Source organism: Planococcus alkaliphilus (assembly GCF_057031095.1).
Genome location: NZ_CM168060.1, coordinates 3,402,730 through 3,424,205, shown reverse-complemented (window position 1 = coordinate 3,424,205; position 21,476 = coordinate 3,402,730). Strand labels below are relative to the sequence as shown.

Annotated in this window: 30 protein-coding genes and 1 pseudogene; 24 read left to right on the top strand and 7 right to left on the bottom strand. The window is 43.3% G+C overall.

Features of this window, described 5'->3' with window-relative positions; genetic code table 11:
- Positions 1 to 150 precede the first annotated feature (150 nt).
- Both AC2EXB_RS17865 and AC2EXB_RS17860 read left to right on the top strand, forming a co-directional pair.
- Positions 151 to 1,215 carry a DmpA family aminopeptidase gene (locus AC2EXB_RS17865; RefSeq protein WP_483602590.1) on the top strand — a complete coding sequence of 355 codons (1,065 nt, stop codon included), beginning with the start codon at positions 151 to 153 and terminating at the stop codon, positions 1,213 to 1,215.
- A gap of 29 nt (positions 1,216 to 1,244) precedes the next feature.
- The gene (locus AC2EXB_RS17860; protein WP_483602589.1) at positions 1,245 to 1,748 is read left to right on the top strand and encodes a hypothetical protein; all 504 of its coding nucleotides are present in this window, start codon (positions 1,245 to 1,247) and stop codon (positions 1,746 to 1,748) included.
- Here AC2EXB_RS17860 and AC2EXB_RS17855 read toward each other — a convergent pair.
- Both AC2EXB_RS17855 and AC2EXB_RS17850 read right to left on the bottom strand, forming a co-directional pair.
- Complete coding sequence (locus AC2EXB_RS17855; protein ID WP_483602588.1) at positions 1,696 to 2,274, bottom strand: hypothetical protein; 579 nt, start codon at positions 2,272 to 2,274, stop codon at positions 1,696 to 1,698. The genes AC2EXB_RS17860 and AC2EXB_RS17855 overlap by 53 nt on opposite strands.
- A 111-nt stretch (positions 2,275 to 2,385) precedes the next feature.
- The gene (locus AC2EXB_RS17850; protein WP_246807800.1) at positions 2,386 to 2,682 is read right to left on the bottom strand and encodes a hypothetical protein; all 297 of its coding nucleotides are present in this window, start codon (positions 2,680 to 2,682) and stop codon (positions 2,386 to 2,388) included.
- Positions 2,683 to 3,597: 915 nt separating this feature from the next.
- On the opposite strand from AC2EXB_RS17850, the gene AC2EXB_RS17845 reads away from it, so the two are divergent.
- The 8 genes and pseudogenes from AC2EXB_RS17845 (at position 3,598) to AC2EXB_RS17810 (ending at position 10,754) form a co-directional block, all read left to right on the top strand.
- The gene (locus tag AC2EXB_RS17845) at positions 3,598 to 4,383 is read left to right on the top strand and encodes a nucleotidyltransferase domain-containing protein (RefSeq protein WP_483602587.1); all 786 of its coding nucleotides are present in this window, start codon (positions 3,598 to 3,600) and stop codon (positions 4,381 to 4,383) included.
- Between the two features lie 348 nt (positions 4,384 to 4,731).
- Positions 4,732 to 4,914, top strand: coding sequence for a glycerol-3-phosphate responsive antiterminator (locus AC2EXB_RS17840; protein WP_483602586.1), 183 nt, complete (start codon positions 4,732 to 4,734; stop codon positions 4,912 to 4,914).
- Between the two features lie 25 nt (positions 4,915 to 4,939).
- Positions 4,940 to 5,227, top strand: a pseudogene (locus AC2EXB_RS17835) (glycerol-3-phosphate responsive antiterminator).
- Positions 5,228 to 5,525: 298 nt separating this feature from the next.
- On the top strand, positions 5,526 to 7,544 hold the full coding sequence (locus tag AC2EXB_RS17830; protein ID WP_483602585.1) for an alpha/beta fold hydrolase: 2,019 nt from the start codon (positions 5,526 to 5,528) through the stop codon (positions 7,542 to 7,544).
- 852 nt (positions 7,545 to 8,396) lie between these two features.
- Positions 8,397 to 8,813, top strand: a complete 417-nt coding sequence (locus tag AC2EXB_RS17825) for a cytidine deaminase (RefSeq protein WP_483602584.1) — start codon at positions 8,397 to 8,399, stop codon at positions 8,811 to 8,813.
- A 215-nt stretch (positions 8,814 to 9,028) separates the two neighbouring features.
- Positions 9,029 to 9,523, top strand: coding sequence for an RNA polymerase sigma factor (locus AC2EXB_RS17820; RefSeq protein WP_235197537.1), 495 nt, complete (start codon positions 9,029 to 9,031; stop codon positions 9,521 to 9,523).
- Complete coding sequence (locus tag AC2EXB_RS17815; RefSeq protein ID WP_483602583.1) at positions 9,520 to 10,068, top strand: zf-HC2 domain-containing protein; 549 nt, start codon at positions 9,520 to 9,522, stop codon at positions 10,066 to 10,068. The genes AC2EXB_RS17820 and AC2EXB_RS17815 overlap by 4 nt, the downstream gene beginning before the upstream one ends.
- Positions 10,069 to 10,070: 2 nt before the next feature.
- Positions 10,071 to 10,754: a YfjL-like protein gene (locus AC2EXB_RS17810; protein ID WP_483602582.1), complete on the top strand. Its 684-nt coding sequence runs from the start codon at positions 10,071 to 10,073 to the stop codon at positions 10,752 to 10,754.
- 98 nt (positions 10,755 to 10,852) lie between these two features.
- Here AC2EXB_RS17810 and AC2EXB_RS17805 read toward each other — a convergent pair whose 3' ends face one another.
- The gene (locus AC2EXB_RS17805; RefSeq protein WP_483602581.1) at positions 10,853 to 11,038 is read right to left on the bottom strand and encodes a hypothetical protein; all 186 of its coding nucleotides are present in this window, start codon (positions 11,036 to 11,038) and stop codon (positions 10,853 to 10,855) included.
- Between the two features lie 160 nt (positions 11,039 to 11,198).
- Between AC2EXB_RS17805 and sdhB the strand changes: the two genes are divergently transcribed.
- Positions 11,199 to 11,966 carry a succinate dehydrogenase iron-sulfur subunit gene (gene sdhB, locus AC2EXB_RS17800; protein WP_483602580.1) on the top strand — a complete coding sequence of 256 codons (768 nt, stop codon included), beginning with the start codon at positions 11,199 to 11,201 and terminating at the stop codon, positions 11,964 to 11,966.
- 73 nt (positions 11,967 to 12,039) lie between these two features.
- Here sdhB and AC2EXB_RS17795 read toward each other — a convergent pair whose 3' ends face one another.
- Positions 12,040 to 12,450 carry a GNAT family N-acetyltransferase gene (locus AC2EXB_RS17795; RefSeq protein ID WP_483602579.1) on the bottom strand — a complete coding sequence of 137 codons (411 nt, stop codon included), beginning with the start codon at positions 12,448 to 12,450 and terminating at the stop codon, positions 12,040 to 12,042.
- Between the two features lie 203 nt (positions 12,451 to 12,653).
- Here AC2EXB_RS17795 and AC2EXB_RS17790 point away from each other — a divergent pair, with 203 nt between their 5' ends.
- The 6 genes from AC2EXB_RS17790 (at position 12,654) to AC2EXB_RS17765 (ending at position 15,276) form a co-directional block, all read left to right on the top strand.
- Positions 12,654 to 13,115 carry a GNAT family N-acetyltransferase gene (locus AC2EXB_RS17790; RefSeq protein WP_483602578.1) on the top strand — a complete coding sequence of 154 codons (462 nt, stop codon included), beginning with the start codon at positions 12,654 to 12,656 and terminating at the stop codon, positions 13,113 to 13,115.
- The gene (locus AC2EXB_RS17785) at positions 13,112 to 13,504 is read left to right on the top strand and encodes a nucleoside 2-deoxyribosyltransferase (RefSeq protein WP_483602577.1); all 393 of its coding nucleotides are present in this window, start codon (positions 13,112 to 13,114) and stop codon (positions 13,502 to 13,504) included. Before AC2EXB_RS17790 ends, AC2EXB_RS17785 begins: the two co-directional genes overlap by 4 nt.
- A gap of 23 nt (positions 13,505 to 13,527) precedes the next feature.
- On the top strand, positions 13,528 to 14,079 hold the full coding sequence (locus AC2EXB_RS17780; protein WP_483602576.1) for an NUDIX hydrolase: 552 nt from the start codon (positions 13,528 to 13,530) through the stop codon (positions 14,077 to 14,079).
- 147 nt (positions 14,080 to 14,226) lie between these two features.
- Positions 14,227 to 14,691: a hypothetical protein gene (locus AC2EXB_RS17775; protein ID WP_483602575.1), complete on the top strand. Its 465-nt coding sequence runs from the start codon at positions 14,227 to 14,229 to the stop codon at positions 14,689 to 14,691.
- 25 nt (positions 14,692 to 14,716) lie between these two features.
- Positions 14,717 to 14,887: a hypothetical protein gene (locus AC2EXB_RS17770; RefSeq protein ID WP_483602574.1), complete on the top strand. Its 171-nt coding sequence runs from the start codon at positions 14,717 to 14,719 to the stop codon at positions 14,885 to 14,887.
- A gap of 14 nt (positions 14,888 to 14,901) precedes the next feature.
- Entirely contained in the window at positions 14,902 to 15,276 is a 375-nt protein-coding gene (locus AC2EXB_RS17765) for a DMT family transporter (RefSeq protein WP_483602573.1), read from the top strand.
- 92 nt (positions 15,277 to 15,368) lie between these two features.
- On the opposite strand, the gene AC2EXB_RS17760 is transcribed toward AC2EXB_RS17765, so the two are convergent.
- Entirely contained in the window at positions 15,369 to 15,659 is a 291-nt protein-coding gene (locus AC2EXB_RS17760) for a hypothetical protein (protein ID WP_483602572.1), read from the bottom strand.
- Positions 15,660 to 15,847: 188 nt separating this feature from the next.
- On the opposite strand from AC2EXB_RS17760, the gene AC2EXB_RS17755 reads away from it, so the two are divergent.
- The 3 genes from AC2EXB_RS17755 to AC2EXB_RS17745 are packed head-to-tail and all read left to right on the top strand — an operon-like array spanning position 15,848 to position 17,856.
- The gene (locus AC2EXB_RS17755) at positions 15,848 to 16,831 is read left to right on the top strand and encodes a M23 family metallopeptidase (RefSeq protein ID WP_483602571.1); all 984 of its coding nucleotides are present in this window, start codon (positions 15,848 to 15,850) and stop codon (positions 16,829 to 16,831) included.
- Between the two features lie 31 nt (positions 16,832 to 16,862).
- The gene (locus tag AC2EXB_RS17750) at positions 16,863 to 17,021 is read left to right on the top strand and encodes a hypothetical protein (protein ID WP_483602570.1); all 159 of its coding nucleotides are present in this window, start codon (positions 16,863 to 16,865) and stop codon (positions 17,019 to 17,021) included.
- 58 nt (positions 17,022 to 17,079) lie between these two features.
- Positions 17,080 to 17,856, top strand: coding sequence for a hypothetical protein (locus AC2EXB_RS17745; RefSeq protein ID WP_483602569.1), 777 nt, complete (start codon positions 17,080 to 17,082; stop codon positions 17,854 to 17,856).
- A gap of 71 nt (positions 17,857 to 17,927) precedes the next feature.
- Here the strand turns inward: AC2EXB_RS17745 and AC2EXB_RS17740 are convergent, their stop codons facing one another.
- Entirely contained in the window at positions 17,928 to 18,113 is a 186-nt protein-coding gene (locus tag AC2EXB_RS17740; RefSeq protein WP_251476530.1) for a hypothetical protein, read from the bottom strand.
- Positions 18,114 to 18,281: 168 nt separating this feature from the next.
- Positions 18,282 to 18,677, bottom strand: coding sequence for an SRPBCC family protein (locus tag AC2EXB_RS17735; protein WP_251476528.1), 396 nt, complete (start codon positions 18,675 to 18,677; stop codon positions 18,282 to 18,284).
- A 129-nt stretch (positions 18,678 to 18,806) separates the two neighbouring features.
- On the opposite strand from AC2EXB_RS17735, the gene AC2EXB_RS17730 reads away from it, so the two are divergent.
- From AC2EXB_RS17730 to AC2EXB_RS17715, 4 genes are all read left to right on the top strand, one after another.
- Positions 18,807 to 19,835 carry an aldose epimerase family protein gene (locus AC2EXB_RS17730; RefSeq protein ID WP_483602568.1) on the top strand — a complete coding sequence of 343 codons (1,029 nt, stop codon included), beginning with the start codon at positions 18,807 to 18,809 and terminating at the stop codon, positions 19,833 to 19,835.
- 82 nt (positions 19,836 to 19,917) lie between these two features.
- Positions 19,918 to 20,220 carry a TIGR04104 family putative zinc finger protein gene (locus tag AC2EXB_RS17725; RefSeq protein WP_483602567.1) on the top strand — a complete coding sequence of 101 codons (303 nt, stop codon included), beginning with the start codon at positions 19,918 to 19,920 and terminating at the stop codon, positions 20,218 to 20,220.
- Positions 20,221 to 20,258: 38 nt separating this feature from the next.
- Positions 20,259 to 20,414, top strand: a complete 156-nt coding sequence (locus AC2EXB_RS17720) for a hypothetical protein (protein WP_235197518.1) — start codon at positions 20,259 to 20,261, stop codon at positions 20,412 to 20,414.
- A gap of 23 nt (positions 20,415 to 20,437) precedes the next feature.
- Entirely contained in the window at positions 20,438 to 21,418 is a 981-nt protein-coding gene (locus AC2EXB_RS17715; RefSeq protein WP_483602566.1) for a 2-hydroxyacid dehydrogenase, read from the top strand.
- The last annotated feature ends 58 nt before the right edge of the window (positions 21,419 to 21,476 follow it).

The window sequence follows — 21,476 nt, the reverse complement described above, 5'->3', positions numbered from 1 at the left end:
TCGTCTCCGACTTCCCTATATCTTAGTCAAGGATGAACTAGTATTCCTCTTCGGCAATACGTATAGTTAATGAAGAAGATACATAATTTAGATAATAGAAAAATGGATGAGGAAAATCGAAATCATTCGTAAAAGGCAGGGGGAAATCCAATGTTCAATCAAAAAAGAATCCGCGATTACGGCGTGGAAATCGGCCGCCTCAAAACAGGGGCGCGAAATGCGATTACCGATGTAGAAGGCGTTACAGTCGGGCATGTGACGCTCAGCGGTGCAAATATGCAGACAGGGGTCACAGCCATTATGCCGCATCAGGGAAATCTTTTTAAAGAAAAACTGATTGCTTCAAGCCATGTGATCAACGGTTTTGGAAAAACGATGGGTACAATCCAGATGGCGGAACTTGGAACTTTGGAAACGCCGATCCTGTTGACGAACACACTGGGCATCGGGACGGCAGCGGATACACTGATCGATTACATAATGGAGCAAAATCCGGAAATTGGACGGACCACAGGAACGGTCAATCCGGTAATCGGGGAATGCAACGATATGTTCTTAAATGACATCCGGGCGAAACACGTAAAGCCGGAACATGTACGCGAAGCGCTGGAAAAGACATCAGCTGAATTTGAAGAAGGCGCCGTTGGAGCGGGAAGAGGGATGCTTTGCTATTCGCTGAAAGGCGGCATCGGTTCCGCTTCCCGCATCATGGAAATGGCAAACGGAAATTACACAATCGGTGTTTTGGTGTTGTCGAACTTCGGCATTTTAAGCGATCTGTTGGTCAAAGGCAAAGCAGTAGGCGAAGAATTGAAAAAAGCGATGCTTGATTCCCATAAGGAAGAAGACAAAGGCTCCGTTATGATTATCGTGGCGACCGATCTCCCGGTATCGGAACGGCAACTGAACCGGATTCTCAAGCGTTCAGTGGCCGGCTTGTCGCGAACCGGTTCGATCATCACGAACGGCAGCGGGGAAATCGTCCTCGGCTTTTCCACAGCGGTGAAAATCCCGCATGATAAACCTGCGCAGCTTTTGGAAATTAAACAAATCCACGAAGAAGAAATGGACATCGCTTTTCGGGCAGTAGGCGAAGCGGTGGAAGAAGCCGTCTTGAACTCACTTGTGACTGCAGAAGCGGTCGTTGGACGCGATGGAAACTCTCGCCCCGCGTTTAAAGATTTAATTGAAGAATTCGGCATATCTCTTATTTAAAAAGAAGTCCGCAAAGCAGGAGTGAAAAGATGAATAGGAAAAAGGACGAAGCAAAGAAAGGGTTAGGAAGCTATAAAGGAGGCGCACTCTTATCAGGGGGGCTTCTCATAGTGTTAATCCTTCTAAACGACCAACTCTACAGTAACGTCATGAATCTGAGTCTGCCAGTTACGCTGATTGTCTTGCACATTCTCATTTTTAAGTACCTGATACCACAAAAACGATATGTGGCGTATTCTGCTTTCCTGCTTATACTGGTTCTGGCCATTTACTTGGCGCTTCCAGCACTCACGCAACAGGAGGCTCAGCATAAGGCGGCTGGGCTCTATCAGCTGGAGCAAGTGAAGGCGACGACTGTGCCTACTCTTCTGGCTAACTCCTGGAATCCTTTTGAAGCGGATAGTGCCTACTTTTTCACGGGGCAATCGCCAGCCGGCGAACAAATTTATTTACTGGTGAACCCGGCGAATGGAAAAGTGGTTATGAGTGAACCGTATGAAGGATTTGGAAAGGATAAAAGAGATGGTGCATAACATGAGCTTTAAAAACAAAAAAGAAATCGGCTTTAAGCTGATTTCTTTTTTGTTTGGTGATGAGATCAAGCAGAATCTGCTGGTCTTCAAAAAATTCGACAACCTTTTCAGTCGGGACAAAAGAAGGGATCATGAACTTTTTTTCGCTGCCGTCGTTCAAATAGAAGCGAAGGGTTCCGGTAGCCGTTCCGACCGTATGGAAAGTGGACTTGGTCTTTAATTCAACCTTATTGATGGCCGTGAGATGAAGATCAAAATTGTTTTTTGCTGAAAGCAGGGTTTGCGGATTCTCGCTCATTTGGCGATCGACGGCAGCTTCCCGCTTCTCGATGCGTTTGGTTAAAATGAGCTTTCGAAAAGCCATAAAGGCAATGCCCGCAACGAGCGGCAGGTTGTCGTCGCTTGCTTTATCATAAAACTGGCCGCCGACTTTTGCGAAAACGAGAGAAGATTTGGTTGGATAAACTTTATAATAATGATCCAGCGCCAATGTGCTTGGTGCAAGTAAATGGATGGTCGAATTCATTGATTTTCCCCTTTAACTATTCATTTCTTTCCTAGTATGCGTGATGAAAGAAAGAAAATAAATGAGAAGCTGCCGGAGGGTGGCTTTTTTAGCATAAAAAAAAGGCGGCTGTTATACATCCGCCTGTCTTACGTTTATAATTTGTTTTCTGACAGACACCACAATCCAGCAAAAAACCAGCGAGACTGCAGGCAGTATCAGATTCCAAGGTGAATAGTAGATGCCTCCACTAAAGCCGTAGCTGCTGAAATACCAGGTTTCATAGGCCAGATTCAATAGCAGTGTCACCAATGGGCCAATAAAAATCTTTCCGGTGATAAGAGATACGGCGATGCCGATGCCAATCACGACAATGGGAAGAAGGACAAGTTGAAAGAGAAATGGGTCGATTGAGTTGGTAAATTCCATAAGTAGCCTCCGCTTCAGTTGATCGAAATCTATTGTATCAAATATTTCCTTGGGATTTAACTGTTTAATTGGTACAAAGGGGAGGGAAATTAATTGATAAGAAAACGCATTCGCGATTTTTTCTTGTGGAGTTGATGGCTGGTGGTCAGCAACTGAACTTCCGGATCAACAATGGGCAGTTTGGAATGATGAAGGACAGCCCCCGTACCCTTTTAAAATTTTTAATCGATGGGAAGAAGCGATTGCCTTTCTTTGTGAAGAATTGAAAAAGAGGAAATCGATGAAGAAAATTGGTGTCCAGAAGGATTTGCCGAAGGGAAAAATGTATTCGAAAAGAAACCGGATAGGTCCATTAAATGAAGAGGTAAAAAGACAAGCTATTATTGCTAATTGTTTTTAGAATACATTTTGGGCGCTATCAAATTAGTACGCTTTGTCACTGCCGGTGATAAAATGATTCTTCCGCAATTTTGATGAAGCCTCTTTTCGGGAATTACAGCAGTAACGATTCTTTCAGCAAGAAATATGCATTTGTTTTTTGAAGTCTTTTATTCACACCAGCGCACCGCAAGTTCAATTAGTAAAAGGTTCTCGGAGTGGTGGGAAGCAGACCTTGTAAAAAGAACCAAAATTGAAGTAGATCATTACAACCGGAAGTATTATTATAAGCTGTCCAAAAGGGGCTATTGGTTTTTGGAATAGGACAGGTACCTGACTGCAAAACAAATAGAAATTCGTTTGAAGTATCAAGCCGCCATTAAAGTACCGTACGCTCACAAATATGTATTGGCATGGATTGAGTATTTTTGAGAAAGCTAATCGGATTTTCCCATCTACTTAGTATTCTTTAATAGGTTGGGCCAGACATGGGGAAAGAATAGTTTCAATTTTTATGGATAGGAAGGAAGAGGTAGTATGCAATTTCCAACACGAATAGGCGTTGATCCGGCTGGATATATCTTAAATCAAACATCAACACAGAAAATCCATCCAGTATATCGGGAACTGCTGAATCAGATCCTTGCGATGTTAAAAAGATGCGCAGGAGCTAAGGTACATAGCGTCTATATCTACGGCAGTGTAGGAAGAGGGGAGACGGTCCAAGGAACTTCAGATATTGATTTGACGGTACTATTGACATCCCCGCTGCTCGCGCAAGAAAAGGCCCTTTTGGATCGTGAGACAGCGGCGCTTGTTCGCTTGAATCCGCTTGTACCAAAAGTAGATTATGATATGGGAGTCGTAGCCGAAGTCCTAAAACAAGAGAACCAATTTTATTGGGGATTTTGGTTGAAGCACGTCTGCAGCTGCATTTATGGAGAGGATCTATCCGTGAAATGGTCCCGAATGAAACCCGATATTCGAATCTGTCAGGCCATGAACCAAGATCTAATGGAGACACTGGCCGGCTATCGAAAGGCGATTTTGACGAAAGAGGCCGATGCGTATAAGCTGCAGTCCATTTTAAAACGGATTGTCCGAGGGGCTTATTGCTATGTAGCGGTGAGCGATGAAAGCTGGTCCACCGATATCCGGGAAAATCTCCAAATTCTCCAGCATTATTTTCCGAATGAAGCGTATTTCGAGGAAATTGAAGCAGTGTTTCTTCTCCAGAAGCCCCTCAACAGAGATGATGTCCTAAGTTGTTTGGATTACTTCATTACTTGGTTTAGCGAACACTCGATCGAAGGAAAAGAATAAGGATTGCAAGAATAGAAATCGTTTATTTTTTCTGTATTCAAGTCATTGGGGTTAGACGCATCCAGAAAGTAGGATGATTGCCATTTTTTCCCCTGGGACGAAGAAGGTCTAAGAATATGAAATAGAAAAAAGGAGACCGGTAGTGCACCCCGAAAGTTAGAGTTCTAATCTGATTTTGGGACGCACCACCTTCTCGACTGCGATCATAGAGGCTGATAAAGTCTTATACCAATTTTTACTGTTTTTCATTTCTTGCTCCTTATAGTGTTTTAAGTTGTGCGAGTCCAATAAACATTTGTTCAACTTATATAGAAAAGTAAATGTGAGTGAACAGAGCGGAGGAAAAATATGTGCAGCCAAGGCGTCCCGGCAATCCGGAATCTGAAGGATCTGGTGAAAGTATTAAAAACTGATCATGAAAGAATTATCTTTTTAGAGACGCGCCTCTCCCGAGTGGAAAGTACAGTTACATTTGCTAAGAAGCATGGCAAAGAAGCGCTAATGCCTGTCGATTTTATTACAGGGTCTTAAAATTGATGAGTTTGGTTTAGGGTACTTGCTTAATAATGTAAAAGTCGACGGAGTTATTTCCACGCGGGCAAATGTCATTGCATCTGCAAAAAAATGAAGCATTATAGGGAGTCACAGATGGTTTGCTCTGGATTGTCATGCACTCGCCCATAATATGGATATATATCGGGAAATCCAACCGGAATTTACTGAAATACTTCCAGGCATAATTCCAAGTATTATTAAAGAGATTCAAAATGGGATACCAGTAATAACCGGAGGCTTGACCGAACAAAAGGGCATATGGCTATCAAATCCGGGGCTTACGCTGTAATTGCATCTAATGTAAATTTATGCGAAAGACCGTTAGGAATAAGAAACGAATTTATAATAATTAGAAAAATCAATGCGGTTGAATTGACAACGTTTTCATAAACTATTATACTAGGTATAAGTTAACAGCTCGTGACGAGATTAAGAGACACATTGAGTACTTTGGGCAAACCCCGAAGGTATTTGATGTGTCTTTTTGTGTGTGATGAGTATGAGAATAGGAGGAGTCGAGGGAGAGTTCACATATCAAAATTACATTGATTTACAAGTAATAACTTTGTGAAACAAGGGGGATCATCATGAAAAATGTAAAAAGACCATTAATTTTATTGATTGTCGCACTATTACTTATTGGTATCGGCAGTGCAGTTGCTGCTAGCTTTAACAGTGCCGGCGGGGATGTAGATGTGTCCCGTATTTATTTTGACACTGAGCGGGGAGAGCTGTCGGGTTTGCTTTATAAGCCAGAAGGGGCAGACGAAGAGGCAAGGCCGACAATCATCGCCACGCACGGGTATTTGAACTCTGGTGAAATGCAGGATGCCCAAGCCATCGAAATATCTAAGCGGGGTTATGTAGTCCTGGCGCTGGATATGTATGATCATGGACATTCTACTGGAACGATGGAGAAACCGATTCCGTTCTTCTCCTTCTGGCCGCATGCTATGTATGATGCGGTCCAATACATGTATGAACAGGATTATGTATTGAAAGATGGCGAAGGAAATGGGATTATCGCTGTTTCCGGGCACTCCATGGGTGGCTTCTCTTCAACGCACGCAGTGATGTTGGATGAGGTTGATTTCCAGGAATCAGGTATCCGTAAAATTCAAAGTTCCTTGACGATGGGTTCTGATTATCAGTGGTTGAAAACACTTGGCTATACAGACGAACAAATCAACGCTTCCTATGGGCCGCGTCCTTCAGGGAAAATTGCTGGCGTTTACGATGAATTTTTCTTTAATGCAGAAGCAGCTGCGGCAGGTCAGCCTGTCGTTAAGAAAGACTACGTCAGTACAGCCGAAGGCCTTGGGTTTTTAGGCGGACTGGAATCAGCGCAAGCGGGTGAATTTTATGAAGTGGATGGCGGTCAACGGATTATTTACCAGCCTAACGAAACACATCCATGGAATCATTTTTCACAGCAGTCTACTGAATATGCAATCGACTTCTATGACACAGCTTTTTCGGATTACGGTAATTTAGTGGAAATCGGTGAAGATGGACAAACATGGATGTGGAAAGAGTGGTTTTCATTTATAGCTTTGATAGGTTTCTTCCTCCTTTTCATTCCAGTTATCAGCTTGTTGACGAAACTCCCATTCTTCAATTGGGTTTACACAGAGCGTCCGGCGGCGCTTTCTGCACCAAAATCAGATGGTGCGAAACTTGCTGGTTATATACTGCTTATTGTGGGAGCGCTTTATCCGGCCCTTTTCTTTACGGCATTATACAGCGCTAATGAAACAGGGATGACCTTGCTGCGTCAAATCAGCATGATCGCCATTGGATTATCTGGGCTGATATTATTGTTCAGCTTTGTAAAAAATTCGGCCAAGTCAGTAAAAATGGGCTCGGGGCTAATTCTTGGCTTAAGCATCGTACAATATATTTTCCTCCGTCAGCAGGAACGATTTTTTGCGACTACAGAATGGTTTGGCGGAGCTACTGTCAATCCAATTCTCTTCTGGGCTATCAATGTTGCGATAGTGACGCTGATGATTTTGGTTGGTTATCACTTTGTTTCGAAAAAAGCAGAAGGAGCACGTTTCGCGAATTATGGATTACGTGCTAACATCAAAACGATCGTCTCAACTTTTGTTACCGCTATACTTGCTGTCATTATCGGATATGCTGTCCTCTATTTAGTGGATGCAATTTTCCAAGTCGATTTCCGTCTATGGACCGTAGCAGTAAAAACATTTGAAGAACAGCATGTATGGGCTCTTTTACGCTATGCGCCATTATTCTTCATCTACTATTTCATCATCGGAATATCAGTCAATGTCAATACAGCCAGCAGTTTTTATGATGGATGGAAAGGTTATGGCATATCCATTCTCCACTTTATCGGTGGATTGATCCTATATTTGATCTATCATTATGGCTTGTTGTTCATTACAGGGACGGGCGGCTATCCTGCAGAGTCATTATCATCGATTATTGTAATCGGTCTTGTGCCGATCCTTTTGGTAGCAGCAGTTTACAATCGTTACTTTTTCAGAAAAACTGGAAATGTCTATGTTGGGGCATTTCTGAATACAATTCTATTAACGATGATTACTTTGGCAAACACAGTTCTTTATACAATACTCTAGTGATTTAAAGAATGAAGGAGAAGGGGGAAGGGATAAATGAACCGCACCCCAAATGGGTCACTTTTTTAAAGTGTCTACCATTTGGGGTGCGGTTCAGTCATGTTACAAGCTCATTTTTTATTAATAATAGAGGATTATTTTATTTAAACCGTTTTTATGAATAAAAAAATAGACAAATAAGGCCTTTTCTTTTATGTACTTTATAACGCTCTGTGAGAAACTGATATTGATATTTCCAAAAGGAAAAGCACCATCAATGTAGGATGGCGCTGTAAAGTGTAAGCATCAACTAAGGGGGATTGATTAGCTGATTCCACATATCAAGGCATTCCTCCTGGAGGAGAATGTCCCAATCATGCTTGACGCGTTTCGGGATTTCGAATGATTTGAAATCCTCTTGGAAAATTTCTGCTTGTTTGAAAATCTCAAGCAAAAAAACACCAATCAAAGATGTGGCTGAAAAATGAAATGTTTCCCGAGCCGCCATTTATCGTTGTTTGGAAAAACAGTAAATTGGAAAGGTTGCTGCTTATGCAGAATGTACCACTTCCTTTAACTGGCTCTTCAGAAGAACATTGTAAGAATCCGAGAAATCGATCAACTTTGTTAGACTACACTAGAAGTGGTTGAAGCTGATCGCGACAATTTAGTTATCGGTATTAAATAAACATAAAGCTATCTTCCTTAAAAAAGGAAAGATAGCTTTTATGCCAAGTAAGACTTGAACTAGGTGCAAAATAGCACTTAGAGTGCCTGAATACGCAATTGACTATTTTCCCAATAGACTGTAAAATCAATAGTCCTGCCAACTGTGTGTTGGCGTCCAGGGAACTGTGAAAAGTTCATTCTTCTATGAAAAGGATGGAGATTATGAATAAAGAACAATTGATGGAAAGCGCTCGCGGGATGAAAGAAAAAGCCTACATCCCCTATTCGAAATTTCCGGTAGGAGCCGCTTTATTGATGAAAGATGGAACCGTTATCAACGGCGTAAACGTGGAGAACGTGTCTTTAGGCGCCACAAATTGTGCTGAGAGAACCGCTATTTTCACAGCCGTAGCGCAAGGATACAAAAAAGGAGATTTCCAGGCGATTGCAGTAGCGGGGAACACGGAAGACTACCTTCCGCCTTGCAGCATTTGCAGACAGGTTATGGCGGAGTTCTTCTCGCCTGAAATGCCGGTTTATTTAACGAATGAGAAGAAAGAAATATTGGAATTAAAGCTAAAAGAGTTATTGCCATATGCTTTCTTAGATTTAGAAATGTAAGATCTGGACCATCAAATGAATTAGAGAAAAGGAGTAATCCCAAGAGTGATTTGGGATTACTCCTTTTCTTTTTGGGCTAGGGTATACAAAACATTTTTAAAACTTTATTCTAGAGAAATCGTTGAAATGATAGAAGGAAAATTAATTTTAAAATAATTGTAACGAAATAGAAGGCCAAGGTATTAATACTAAGAACAGGGAAAGTGAGGGCCGCCATGAACCAGCTTGAAAAGGAGTATGAAGAAATCCAACCGAAAATCTATGCATTCTTTTACGCCAAAACAGGCAATCGGGCAACCTCACAGGATCTCTGCCACGATACGTTTTACGAGGCGTGCAAAAATATTGCGTCATTCAATGGCGAGTCCACTTTGTCGACATGGATGTTCGCCATTGCGAACAACCTCTTGAAAAAGTTTTACCGCAAAAACAAATATCAGCAAAATTTGATGGAAAAGCTAGCAGCGATTCCGGAAGCGGACATCCACTCGGTCGAAGAGTTAACGGAAATCAATGAAGATGCAAAAATGCTGCTGCATCATATCTCGAAACTCGATGATGCGGCGAGGGAAATTTTACTTCTGCGGATATACGGAGAATTGAGCTTTGCAGAAATTAGCGTGCTGATCGGCAAATCCGAAAACTACGCACGCGTTACTTTTCACCGGTTGAAATTGAGGATTCAAAAAATGATGGAGGTGACTTTATGAACAAGGATTGTGCAATCGTACAAGATTTGCTGCCTTTATACGAAGAGGAATTGCTTCAAGAGGAAACGAAAAAATTTGTGGAAGAGCATTTGCAAAGCTGTGAAGAATGCCGCCGAATTGCGGGGCAGTCGCAAATTCCGTTGCCTGCACACGTAAAACCTGGAGCTTCTTCAAAGAAAATGATCCGGAAAATAACCATGCGTTTAACAACAATCCAAATTTTCTTCGTGGCCATCGCCTTTATACTTGCGATGAGCACGACCATCATCAATGACAACAAAACTTTTATCCTGACCTATGCCATTTTAGGAGCGGTGACTTACCTGTTTTATCGTTCGGTGCTTGTTGCCGTTTTGCTTGCAGGCGTCCCAAATTTCATTTGGAATTGCTTGCTTTACATGACGGACTGGTTCGGCGAATTTTATGTGGAAAGCTTTTCGGAAGCACTTCAATTATCGCTGTTTTCTTTAGCTGTCCATCTCGTATTTACGTTTATCGGAATCGCCATCGGCTTTTGCATTCTTAAAATAAGAGAGGAATATTGATCATGAAAAAGAAACTACTATACGGTGGAATTGCGGTTTTATTGATTGGCGCCGTGATTTTTGCTTACATTCAGATGAGCGGAAATCCCATCGAAAAAAACAAGGCGAAGGAAAGCTTGGAAGCGTATTTGGAAGAAAACTATCCGGACATGGACTATAAGATCAAGCAGTCGGGAGACTATGGTTGGAGCGATGCTACATTCCGCTTTACAGTAGTCGAGCAGGATTCCGCCGCGGTTGAAACCACTTATAAAATCTATGTTTCCGCTATGGAGCCGTACGAAATACTGGGAGATACCATTCATTTTTCCAAGATCGACAAAGAGGCATCAGAAAAGTTAAATGCACAGGCAGAGGAGCACATTCTGACGCTTCTCCAGAAAAAAGTTCCAGAAGTTGAAAGTGTATCTACAGATGTAGAAGTTTATCACGACGGAGCCGACAAATGGACACCGGAGCTCGAAACGCCAAAGCCGATGCTGATCATGCTGGAAATTGATAAAGGCGAATTGACGAAAGATCAAATGCTGCAGCAAAGCAAAACCATCCAACAAGAGCTAAACGGCGAGTCCATCAATTACCACACAGCTGAAGTAGGTTATCGCAATGTGGTGGACGGGGAAGAAATATACGAATACGTGAGCATTTCGCCAGAACAAGAACTGACGATAGAGGAAGTTAATTAAAACCGCTCAAACAAAAGACGTTTATCCCCAACCTTGCCTGGTAGGGGATAGACGTCTTTTTCACAACTTCTTCGCTTGCGAAGAACCATGCTCATTTATTATTTTCCCTTCTTTTCCAAGGGAGCGTGCTCTAAAGCGGCAAGCAGCTGCGCTTCCTGTTTCTCTTTCAACTTTAAATGAGCATTTGCATAGGCAGGATTGATTGTACCGCTGCCTAAGCCTTCATTAATCATCCGGTCCACTGCATTAAAGCGGTCTAAAGCAGCTTGATGTTGCTTTCTCATTTTATTTCCTCCTCGATTTGTCATTTATACCTAAAAGGTGTAATAAGATCCGTTCAGTTACAGGCGGCTGCCTCTTTCTTTATTATATCATAATTTCAAAATATTCTGATAAATATGGTATGATTAAGGTACTTCAAACCAAAGAAGGAGTGGATTTGTTGTGGGTGAAGGAGCGAAAACAGTCATATTCGAGATTGAACGCCGTAATGCGCCCGAAGGAAAAATCTACTGGGAGAAATTCGAATTGCCGTATCGCCTGAATATGAATGTGATTTCTGCCTTAATGGAAATTCGGCGCAACCCGGTAAATATGGAAGGGGAAAAAACCACACCAGTCGCATGGGAAATGAGCTGCCTGGAGGAAGTATGTGGAGCCTGCTCGATGGTCATCAATGGCTATGCACGCCAATCCTGTACCGCGTTAGTCGATCAGCTGGAACAACCTATTCGGCTGCAGCCAATGAAAAAATTCCCGGTCATTCGTGATTTGATAGTCAATCGGAACACGATGTTCGACACCTTAAAAAAACTGAAGGCGTGGATTCCCATTGATGGAACCTATGAGCTTGGTGAAGGTCCGCGCATGCCGGAACGCAAACGCCAATGGGCTTACGAATTATCCAAATGCATGACATGCGGGGTCTGTTTGGAGGCGTGCCCAAATGTCAACGATAAATCCGACTATATTGGGGCAGCCCCGATCTCCCAAGTACGCTTGATGAACGCGCATCCAACGGGTGCCTTGAATAAAGATGAGCGATTGAATTTACTGATGGGGCCAGGGGGTATACAGGAATGCGGCATGGCACAAAACTGTGTGGAAGTCTGTCCTAAAGGCATCCCTTTAACAACTTCCATCGCATCGATGAACCGCGATACAACCATCCAAATGTTCCGCAATTTCTTTGGAAGCGACAGTATGGTTTAAAGGGAATAAAGCAAGAATTGTTGCAGGAAAAAAGCTTATTCGAATTTTTCGAATAAGCTTTTTCTCTATGGGGTCAACTCATCTTCGCAAATGCGACAAGCTCCCCGCTGTCACATGACTGAAATCCGTTCTTTTCATAAAAATGACGGACGTCCGGTGCTTCGTCGGTTAGCAGCACCTTTTGACGGACCGCTTTAAACTTATCCAGTACCCGTGTCATCAAATGGGTGGCAATTCCTTGATTCTGATGGCTTTTGAGTACGAGGATATCCTGGATGTAGATAATTGTGAGGCCATCGCCGACCACTCTCACCAATCCTGCGAGTTCCGAGCCGTCCCAAGCGGATAATACGTAAAGTGAATGGGTCAAGGCCGCTTCCAATAGTGCTAAATCCTGCGTATAGGCAAACCATTCCGCATCCTCATAAAGCACTTTTAACTCATTTTTATCCATCCGTTTTTTTTCACTGAAGCTAATTTCCATTTTTTCTCCTCCTCAAATTTTAATTTGAAGAGATTCGGCGCAATTTTTCCACTGTCTTATGCCTCCTTTCCGACAATTTCCCAAAGCTTTTCCATAACTATATCTAAACATTCTATTTATTTCCACATATTCAAGTTAGAATAAAAGAAAGGAAAGAGAAATTTAGGCTACTGCTGATTTTTCAACAAGAAGGGGCTAAAAGAATGAAAATCGAAACACAGCGACTGGACATTATTCCATGCAAAAAGGAACACCTTCAAATGCTGGAAGAACAATATTATGAAAACGGTCCTGAAATCATGGTCTATTTGAAAGCATTGGAAGAAGATCCTGAGCTTTTGGCTTGGGGCCATTGGCTCGTTATCGATAAAATGACGGGGCAGGTGATTGGCGATGCCGGCTTTAAAGGAAAGCCGGATGCCAATCAGGAAATTGAAATCGGCTACGGTCTGCTTGAACGCTATTGGAATAAAGGCTACGCGACCGAAACGGTGAAAGGTCTTATCGAGTGGGCTTTTGAAACCGGAAAAGTAGAGAAAGTGCTCGCCGAAACAGAAAAGGATAACACCGGTTCCATCCGAGTGCTGGAAAAAGCGGGCATGCGCCAAACAAAGAAAACAGGTGAAATGATTTCCTGGGAAATAAAAAAGAGCAGCGTCGTATGAAATTCTATATCGCGTCGAGCTTTCGGAATATCGAGACTGTAAGAATGGCAGCGGAGCGGCTGATAAGCAATGGATTCGTCCTTACCTATGATTGGACCCATGGCGCTGCGACATCCATTGGAGAACTTGAAACGATCGGCAAAAGTGAAAAACAAGCAGTGATGGAAGCGGATGTGGTGATTATCATGTTGCCAGCCGGAAAAGGAAGCCATGTGGAGATGGGCATCGCTTTAGGGACGGGCAAGCAAGTTTTTCTGTACTCACCCGACGAAACGGTGAATGACTTGGCGCTCACCAGCACGTTCTATCATTTGCCGGAAGTTTTTAAAGTCATTGGAACGATTGAGGAATTGATAGCAGAGGTTTGTTCAAAAGCAGCTTTCTACTAAAAATGCTGAGTTGGAGGGCGGACATGGAAAAGTGGAAAACTTTAAAGTCGGAATACCTTTATCAAACACCATTCGGTAACTTACGGAAAGACAGTTGCCGATTGCCGAACGGATTGATTATCGATGATTATTACGTCAACGAATTTGCAGACTGGGTAAACGCTATCGTCGTAACGAAAGAACAACAGATTTTATTGATTGAACAGTACAGATATGCAGGACAAGGCGTTTATCTGGAAATTCCAGCAGAGAAAATCGAAAAGGGTGAAAGCGATGAAGACGGCATTCTCCGTGAGATTCGGGAAGAAACGGGCTATGCTTCCTTGGAAAAACCGGTTCTCTTAGGCGAATTCATGGTCAATCCGGCAACGCAAACCAATAAAATCAAAACTTTCCTTGTGAAAGAGGCGTACCAAGCGGGGGACCAGGAGTTGGATGCAACCGAAGACATTAATGTAAAACTCTATGATTTTAAGGAATTCGGGCATATGATTCAAACTCAATCCATTCAGACGCAGCTTTTCACAGTCAGTGCCTACTATATGGCAAAAGCTATTTTAGAAGAGGAATGCTAAGTGGATGAAAAGTAACCGTTCAATGATGCCATCGACCATCTGTAGAAAATCGAATGCGATCCGAGCATCCGTAAGCTAAAAAGCATGCCGCGGTTATGGTGGGGCAGTTCTTATATGCGGAACTAATCAACAAAAGGAGTTGGCCACATGGGTTTAGCACATGATTTTCTTTTAGTGCCGAAAAAAACTGCACATGATCAGTTATGGGGAAGAGGTAAAGAAAAGGAACTTATACTGGAATCGCTTGAAGTGCCGGACGATTTTATCCAGTACATTCTGGATTCGCTGCAATGGATTCCGAGCAGGAACCCGGCGAAGCGGAAGCTTATAGAACAGACAGGTTTGAATTATTATGGAATCACGCTATTTACTGGTGATTCAACTGTGAAGATGGAGAACATTTTATCTTCGTGGCATCATCTGTTTTCGAATGCTCCAGAAGCGGTGGAGTTGACGGGTTCTTTTCATTTACCTTCTGAAAAAAGCGAGTCAGCCGAACTGGAACGAATGGTTTTCGACAAGATGGAACTTCTTTCGTGGTTGGAAAAATTGATTCACATGACTAAAAGAATGAAAGAAGAAAATCTGTACCTTTATCATTTAGGCGTTTAAAAAGGGCCACAAAGGAGTTGGAAAAATGAGTAAATATTATTTTTATCATTTTTTAATTATGACGTTATTCATGGCAGGCTTTATATATGATTTGTACCAAAATGGCTATATCTTAACGGTAACTGCAGCCATTGTTTGTTCGATATTAATCATCATCAACAGCAAAAAGAACCGGAAACCGAAAACGACGGCCTGAAGGGAGGGAAAGAAATGCATTATCTGTTTCTTGGGCTTGCGATTGTCGGGGAGTTGATTGGGTCGTCCTTGTTGAAGGCGTCGGAAGGCTTTACCAAAATTTTTCCGACCATCGGCTTGCTGTTTGCTTTCGCCGCTTCATTTTTCTTTTTATCGTTGGCATTGAAAGTCATTCCCTTGAATGCGGCTTACGCCATCTGGTCGGGTCTCGGCATGGTCGCCACCACGATTATCTCCGTATTGATCTGGAAAGAAAAGATTAACGGGGCGAGTGTAGCCGGCATTCTGCTAATTCTTGCGGGAGTGGTGATTTTAAATTTGTTTGGACCTGGCCATGGAGAATCTCGGCAAAGCGATACGTCAGTTATTGAAGAAGCAGAATCGAAATAAAAGAGAAGCATCAATGAAAGGAGAATGACATGAATAAAAAAACAAAACTACTCATCATCTTCGCTTTTGGAATACTTGCGGGTTTTCTCATTTCAGCGATTTTCAGGTAAGTTCTTGCTCGGAACGAATGGCAGCAAGACCGCATTCAGCCATGTCAGGAGAGGGATTGCCAGCAATGGCATAAAGGCTTTTTCGAGGCCGACGCCGAAAGACTGCATTTCATGGTCCAAGCTATAAATGAGTGAAACAGTTCCGCCGATAATGACTGTATTGATGAGAAGCGCTGAAACGATGATTCTTATTTTTCGCAGCTGTTTGCGGATCATCAAGCCGGACACGAACATCGAACTCATAAAAGAAAAGACGATTAATAAAAGATTCAATGGGATGCTCCTTTCGTAAAAAGGTGACTACTCCTTAGACTTTATTGGACAGAAGAAGTTCCATTCAAATTAAATCGTTTTTTTGGTGTTTATTTACAATTGATGGAAACTTTTTGGCAGCTTTAACCGTATATAAAAGAACAGGCAGTTTAAGTTCAGTTATTCGGTGAAAGGAGCGGATGGTGTTTATGGGCAGGGGCAGAAAGAACGGATTCAAACCCGAGGAATTTGGAGAACGTTTTTTAGCGGAAGATTTTACTGCGATTTACCGTCAGTGCATCAAGGAGTTTAGGGAGACGATTGCCCTTCGGGATTTTATCGAATTGGCGAAGTCCTTCAATAGAGGCGTGAAAGGCTATCATTTGGCCTTTGAGACCACCATGCCCGGATTTAAGCAGCATATCTGGCTGGATGACCGAAAAGAAAAAGCGATCAATGTTTCTTTTGACGGCAACGAGATTCAAGGAATGTACATAAAGCCTTACGTAACGTATCCGAAAAGCGACAACCAAGTTACCAAGACAGAATTCATCATGCCGATTGAAGATGACTGGTTTGTGTTTTGGGGCGGGAAAAACGAGTTCATCAATTACCATTACGCGTACGAGCAGCAGCGCTACGCTTACGATTTGGTCGTCATGAAAGCTGGACAGACCTACCGAAACCAAGGGTTGCGCAATGAAGACTATTACGCTTTCGGCAAAGGAGTAGTAGCTCCTGCGGGTGGGAAAGTCATCGAAGTGGTTGATGGAATTCGGGACAATCCGCTTGGTGAGATGAATGAGTCAGATCCTGCAGGCAATTTTATCGTTCTGGAGCATGGACAGGGCGAATACAGTTTGCTGGCGCATTTTAAGAAAGGAACGATTCGAGTGAAGAGTGGGGATTCCGTAGAACAAGGCCAACTGCTTGGTCTATGCGGCAATTCCGGGAATTCGTCGGAAGCGCATATCCACTTTCAAGTGATGGATTCACCAGAAATGGAACAGAGCAGCTCGCTGAATATCCGCTTCAAAGGTGGGATTGAACCGATTCAAGGTGATACGGTCCATCCTGCTGCATTCGAAAAGAACAAACAGGAATTCGACACTTTCGATAAGGCGGAAACCGCTTTTTCCTTGGCTGGTTTTTTCCAATTCATTCCGCGCCTCATTGGATACTTTTTCAAATAGCGAAATTGCTCGGCAGCAAGGAGGATGAAAGATGATTTACCGGTACACTATGATTTTCTTTCTGTATTTCGCCTTGACATTCTTATTGGATATCGATTTTTCGAATGGGTATTGGCGCGTCTTGTTTGCTTTATTCGGAGTTGGCGTCATTTTGCTCGTGCAGGCGCCCAGGAAGAAAGAATCGGGTTAACTGTAACCGGCTTGTTGTTGGTGCGTCTAATAAGAACAGCGGAATGTGAGGGGGAAGTATGAAAAAGATCATGTTACTGATTATACTGGCCGTATGTCTTGCGGCATGCGGCGCTAACGAATCCCCATCTGCTTCTCAGGAAAAGAAACAAGAGGAAGCTGTAAATGCCAAGCCGCAAATCCAGGAAGAAGGACCGGAAGCGATTTTGGATTGGGTTGATTTCATCCAATGGGACGGGAACTATTACATAGCGTTAGACTCTGCTGTTCTGGCTGACCCGGAAAAGATTGGCGAAAAAGCAGGTGAAGTAGCATTCAGGGTAAGCGACAATATCAATTCCACCCAGTACAAAGTGAAAAACGGCGATGCGGCGTTCTGGGAGCCTGGCACTGAACTCTATTACGTGGAAGGGCTGCCGGATTTGTTAGCAGCGAAAGACCCTGCAGAAATCAATGGGTACAGCCTCTACGTGAATGAGTCAAAAAGCGGGGGCTACCCGCAGCATTTCAAAGACCTCAAATTGGAGGGGGTAGCGAAGATCGAGATTTACGATTTGTTCCTCTATGATAATTTCAGTTCGCCGGAGCTGCTCAACACGCTGGAAGACGAGCAAGATGTACAAGCGTTTTTGAAGATACTTAAAGGAAAACACAGCCCGCAAGATCCGGAGCTGATCAGAAATCCGCCAGATCCTGAAATTTATGCAGCTGTTTTACATAATGGCGAGGATATCGCAAGAAAGTTCCATATTTATAAAGAAGGCAAGCAATGGCTGTGGTATCCGTGGGACCGTGAATTCCTGCCGGCTGAAACGGGTTCTTTTATAAAGAAGTAATGGCGATTAAATAAAAACGGAAATCAAAAGGAGCTTGAATCAATTGATCCAAGCTCATTTTGGCGTCTCGGCTAAAACATGCCTTGATTGTCGCTTCGTCCCGCGTGCCGGCGGGCATCTGCTTCAGCTGCATCCTGGTTTTGCGTCTTCGCCGGTTTGCTTAATTTGTATTTTCCTTTCGTCACCACATCGACAAGAAAAGCAATTAAGAATATCGCTACAAGAGATCCCCAAAAAACCCACATCATCCAATGCATATCCAACTCCTCCTTCATTGATTTAACGTCCCACAATTTCGGTTTATAGTTAATATACGGCTAGATTTGTAAAAAGTTTCAATAATTAATTTATTCAGCGTAGTTCTGCTGAAGTATGTGGCAAAGTGGAAAAAGACAACCGGAGATGAATCTCTGGCTGTCTTTTTGTTAACGGTTTGGCAATTCGCGGCCTTCCGCAAATGCTTTGAGATTGGCAAGGCTCAGCTCAAATCCGTCCATATTAATATGCACGCGTGTACCGGACTCTTCCGGTACGAGGTCAAAGACGAACTTCAGTCCATCCATATCGGAAGAATAGGAAAAACGGCGATTCAAAATGACTTCTTCAATCGTAAAAATCATTTCGACATGTTCGCCTTCCTCCAATTGGTTGTGTTCATTCGGCATTAAGGTGAAAACGGCTTTTTCTCCGGCTTCCAGACGTGGAATTGTCCATAAGGAACCCGGTGCGTACCAAGTGGAAAAACTCCCTTCAATCGTCAGGGCTTTCCAGACGGTATCCAAATCGGCATCGATAAAGACAGAACGTTGATCAACACTCATCGGAAGGACCTCCCATTTCTTTACATCGTATCGAATCCGTCCAATTATTTCAACTTTCAGCCAAAAGCATTGTCAGTGTGCGGGGAAAGTGAAAGAATAGAGGAAATAGAAATTCAGGGGGAATGAAAGATGAAGGTGGAAGAGAAAGTGATCGGGACAGTGGAAGGCGAAGCGGTGAAGGCATTTACCGTCAGCAATTCAAATGGCATGGAAGCGACATTCCTTGAATGGGGCTGTGCTATTCAGGAAATCCGTGTGCCGAACCGTGGAGGTAAAGTGGAAAATGTGGTTCTAGGCTACGAAACCTTGGATGAGTATGTGAACGACCAAGCGTTTTTAGGGGTGGTTGTCGGCCGGGTTGCGGGGCGCATTCAACAAGCTGTGCTTACTATAGACGGGGAATCTTTGAAATTGCCGGTAAACGACGGAAATAATACGCTGCACGGAGGACCGGAAGGATTTCACCGGAAAGTGTGGAATGGGCAGGCGGAAGTGGACGACAAAGAAGTTCGCGTCCGGTTCACTTATATCAGCGAAGACGGGGAAGAAGGCTTTCCTGGACGCCTTGAAACCGAAGTCATCTACACATTGAATGAACAAAACGAACTCGCAATCAGCTACCGGGCGGTGTCTGATAAAAAGACTGTCGTCAATTTGACGAACCATTCGTATTTCAATTTAAGCGGTGAATTGAAACGCAATGCTTTAGACCATGTGCTGACAATGGAAAGTGGACAATTTGTTGAACTGGATTCTTCCCTTATCCCCACAGGCAATGCACTTAATGTGGAGGATTCAGTATTTGATTTTCGGAATGGCCGTACCATTGGAGAAGGAATTGAATCGAAACATCCACAAATTGAATTGGTCGGCGGCGGATATGACCATCCCTTTCTTTTGAACGGAGAAGGAATGTCAAAATTGAAACTTGAAGATCCGGAGAGCGGACGGATTATGGAAGTGGAAACGGACCGCCCGGCAGTAATTTTCTTTTCGGGCAATAATTTAGATGGGGATATCCAGTTGAAAGAACGCAAGTCCGAACGGCATCTTGGCATCTGTTTGGAAACGCAGGTGGCACCTGGCAATCTGGCGGCGGTCTTGCTTGATGCAGGAGAAGTATTTGAAGCGAAAACGGTATTCCGCTTTAAAAACTAAAAAAGGGAAAATTTTGAAACTATTTTTAGTTTGGATCGTAAGTAATAGTAAGAAGAATTAGAGAAAACAGGAGGGGAAAATCATGCCGACATGCCAAAACTGCGGACAGCAATGGAGTTGGAAGAAATCATTTAAGAAGTACATGAAATTCAACCATGGAATGGAATGTCCGCATTGCGGCGAAATCCAATACGTGACGTCCAAGAGCCGGAAGCAATCGAGCATCTACAGTTTTCTCCCGCTTGCCATTCTGATTTTCAGCGATTTATTTTTTGATTTGAGCATCCCGGTCTATATCTTGCTGGCTGTTGTTCTTTTTGGAATTTCGTTAATGCTCTATCCATTCAAGATGGAGCTGACAAGCAAAGACGAACCGTTGTGGTAAGAGAAATGGTGAAATGGTGGAGATAGGAGTGAAAACGAATGGAGCTGCAATCTTTTTTCAGCTTAGTCGGATTACTGGCAATTATGTGGTGGATGCTTTCGATTAAGAGAAGCTTGAGTGAACAGGTACGGCAAAATCAAGAATTAATTGCGCTATTAAAAGAGCAGCAAAATCATTCAGCCAGCAAGAAATGACTTGAAAGCAGGGAGGAATCCAAATGAAGCCAAAAGTTTTTATTGCGAGACCGGTGTCGCCTGAAGTGGAAAATTACATAGCGAAGCATTGCGACTATAAAATCTGGAAGAATCCAGAGAAGATTCCGAACCATATTCTGCTCGAGGAAGCAAAGAAGGTAGACGGATTGCTTGTGCAGAATGCAGCTGTGACGCGCGACTTTCTCTCGCAGCTGCCGAATTTGAAAATCATCAGCAATACTGCCGTCGGCTACGATTCGTTTGACCTGGAAGCCATGAGGGAGTTTGGCGTCATCGGCACCCATACGCCGTTTGTTCTGGATGAAACGGTTGCTGATCTTGTATTTGCATTGATTTTATCAGCTGCGAGAAGAGTGCCAGAGCTGAATAATTACGTAAAACAAGGGCTTTGGAGCAAAGACACAAAAGCGGAGGAGCTTTTCGGCACGGATGTGCATCATGCAACTCTTGGAATTGTCGGAATGGGGCGCATCGGTGAAAAAATTGCGCGGAGAGCAGTCTTCGGTTTTGAGATGAACGTCCGTTACTACGCAACAACGCCTAAGCCCGACCTCGACGAAAAATATGGCATGCAGTACAGCGGGCTGGACGAGCTCTTGGAGAAATCCGATTTTGTCGTTTTGATCGTTCCGCTCACCGATTCGACCCGTCACATGATGGGCATGGAACAATTCAAACGCATGAAAGCTTCCGCCTACCTGATCAACGCCGCAAGAGGGGCAGTAGTCGATGAACAGGCGTTGATCGAAGCGCTGACATCCGGTGAAATTGCGGGAGCTGCACTCGATGTCTTCGAAAAAGAACCGGTCGATCCGGATAACCCATTACTGAAGATGAAACAAGTCACTGCGCTTCCGCATATGGGCTCAGCGACAGCTAAAACCCGTGAAGCGATGGTCATGAAAGCTGCCGAGAATTTAGTGGCGGGCGTAACGGGGGAAGTTCCGGAGAATGTAATGAAAGAATTAAAGACTCAAAATTAAAGTAAAAGCCAGCTGCAGGGATCAAAATCCTCTTGCAGCTGGCTTTTTTAATGCATGT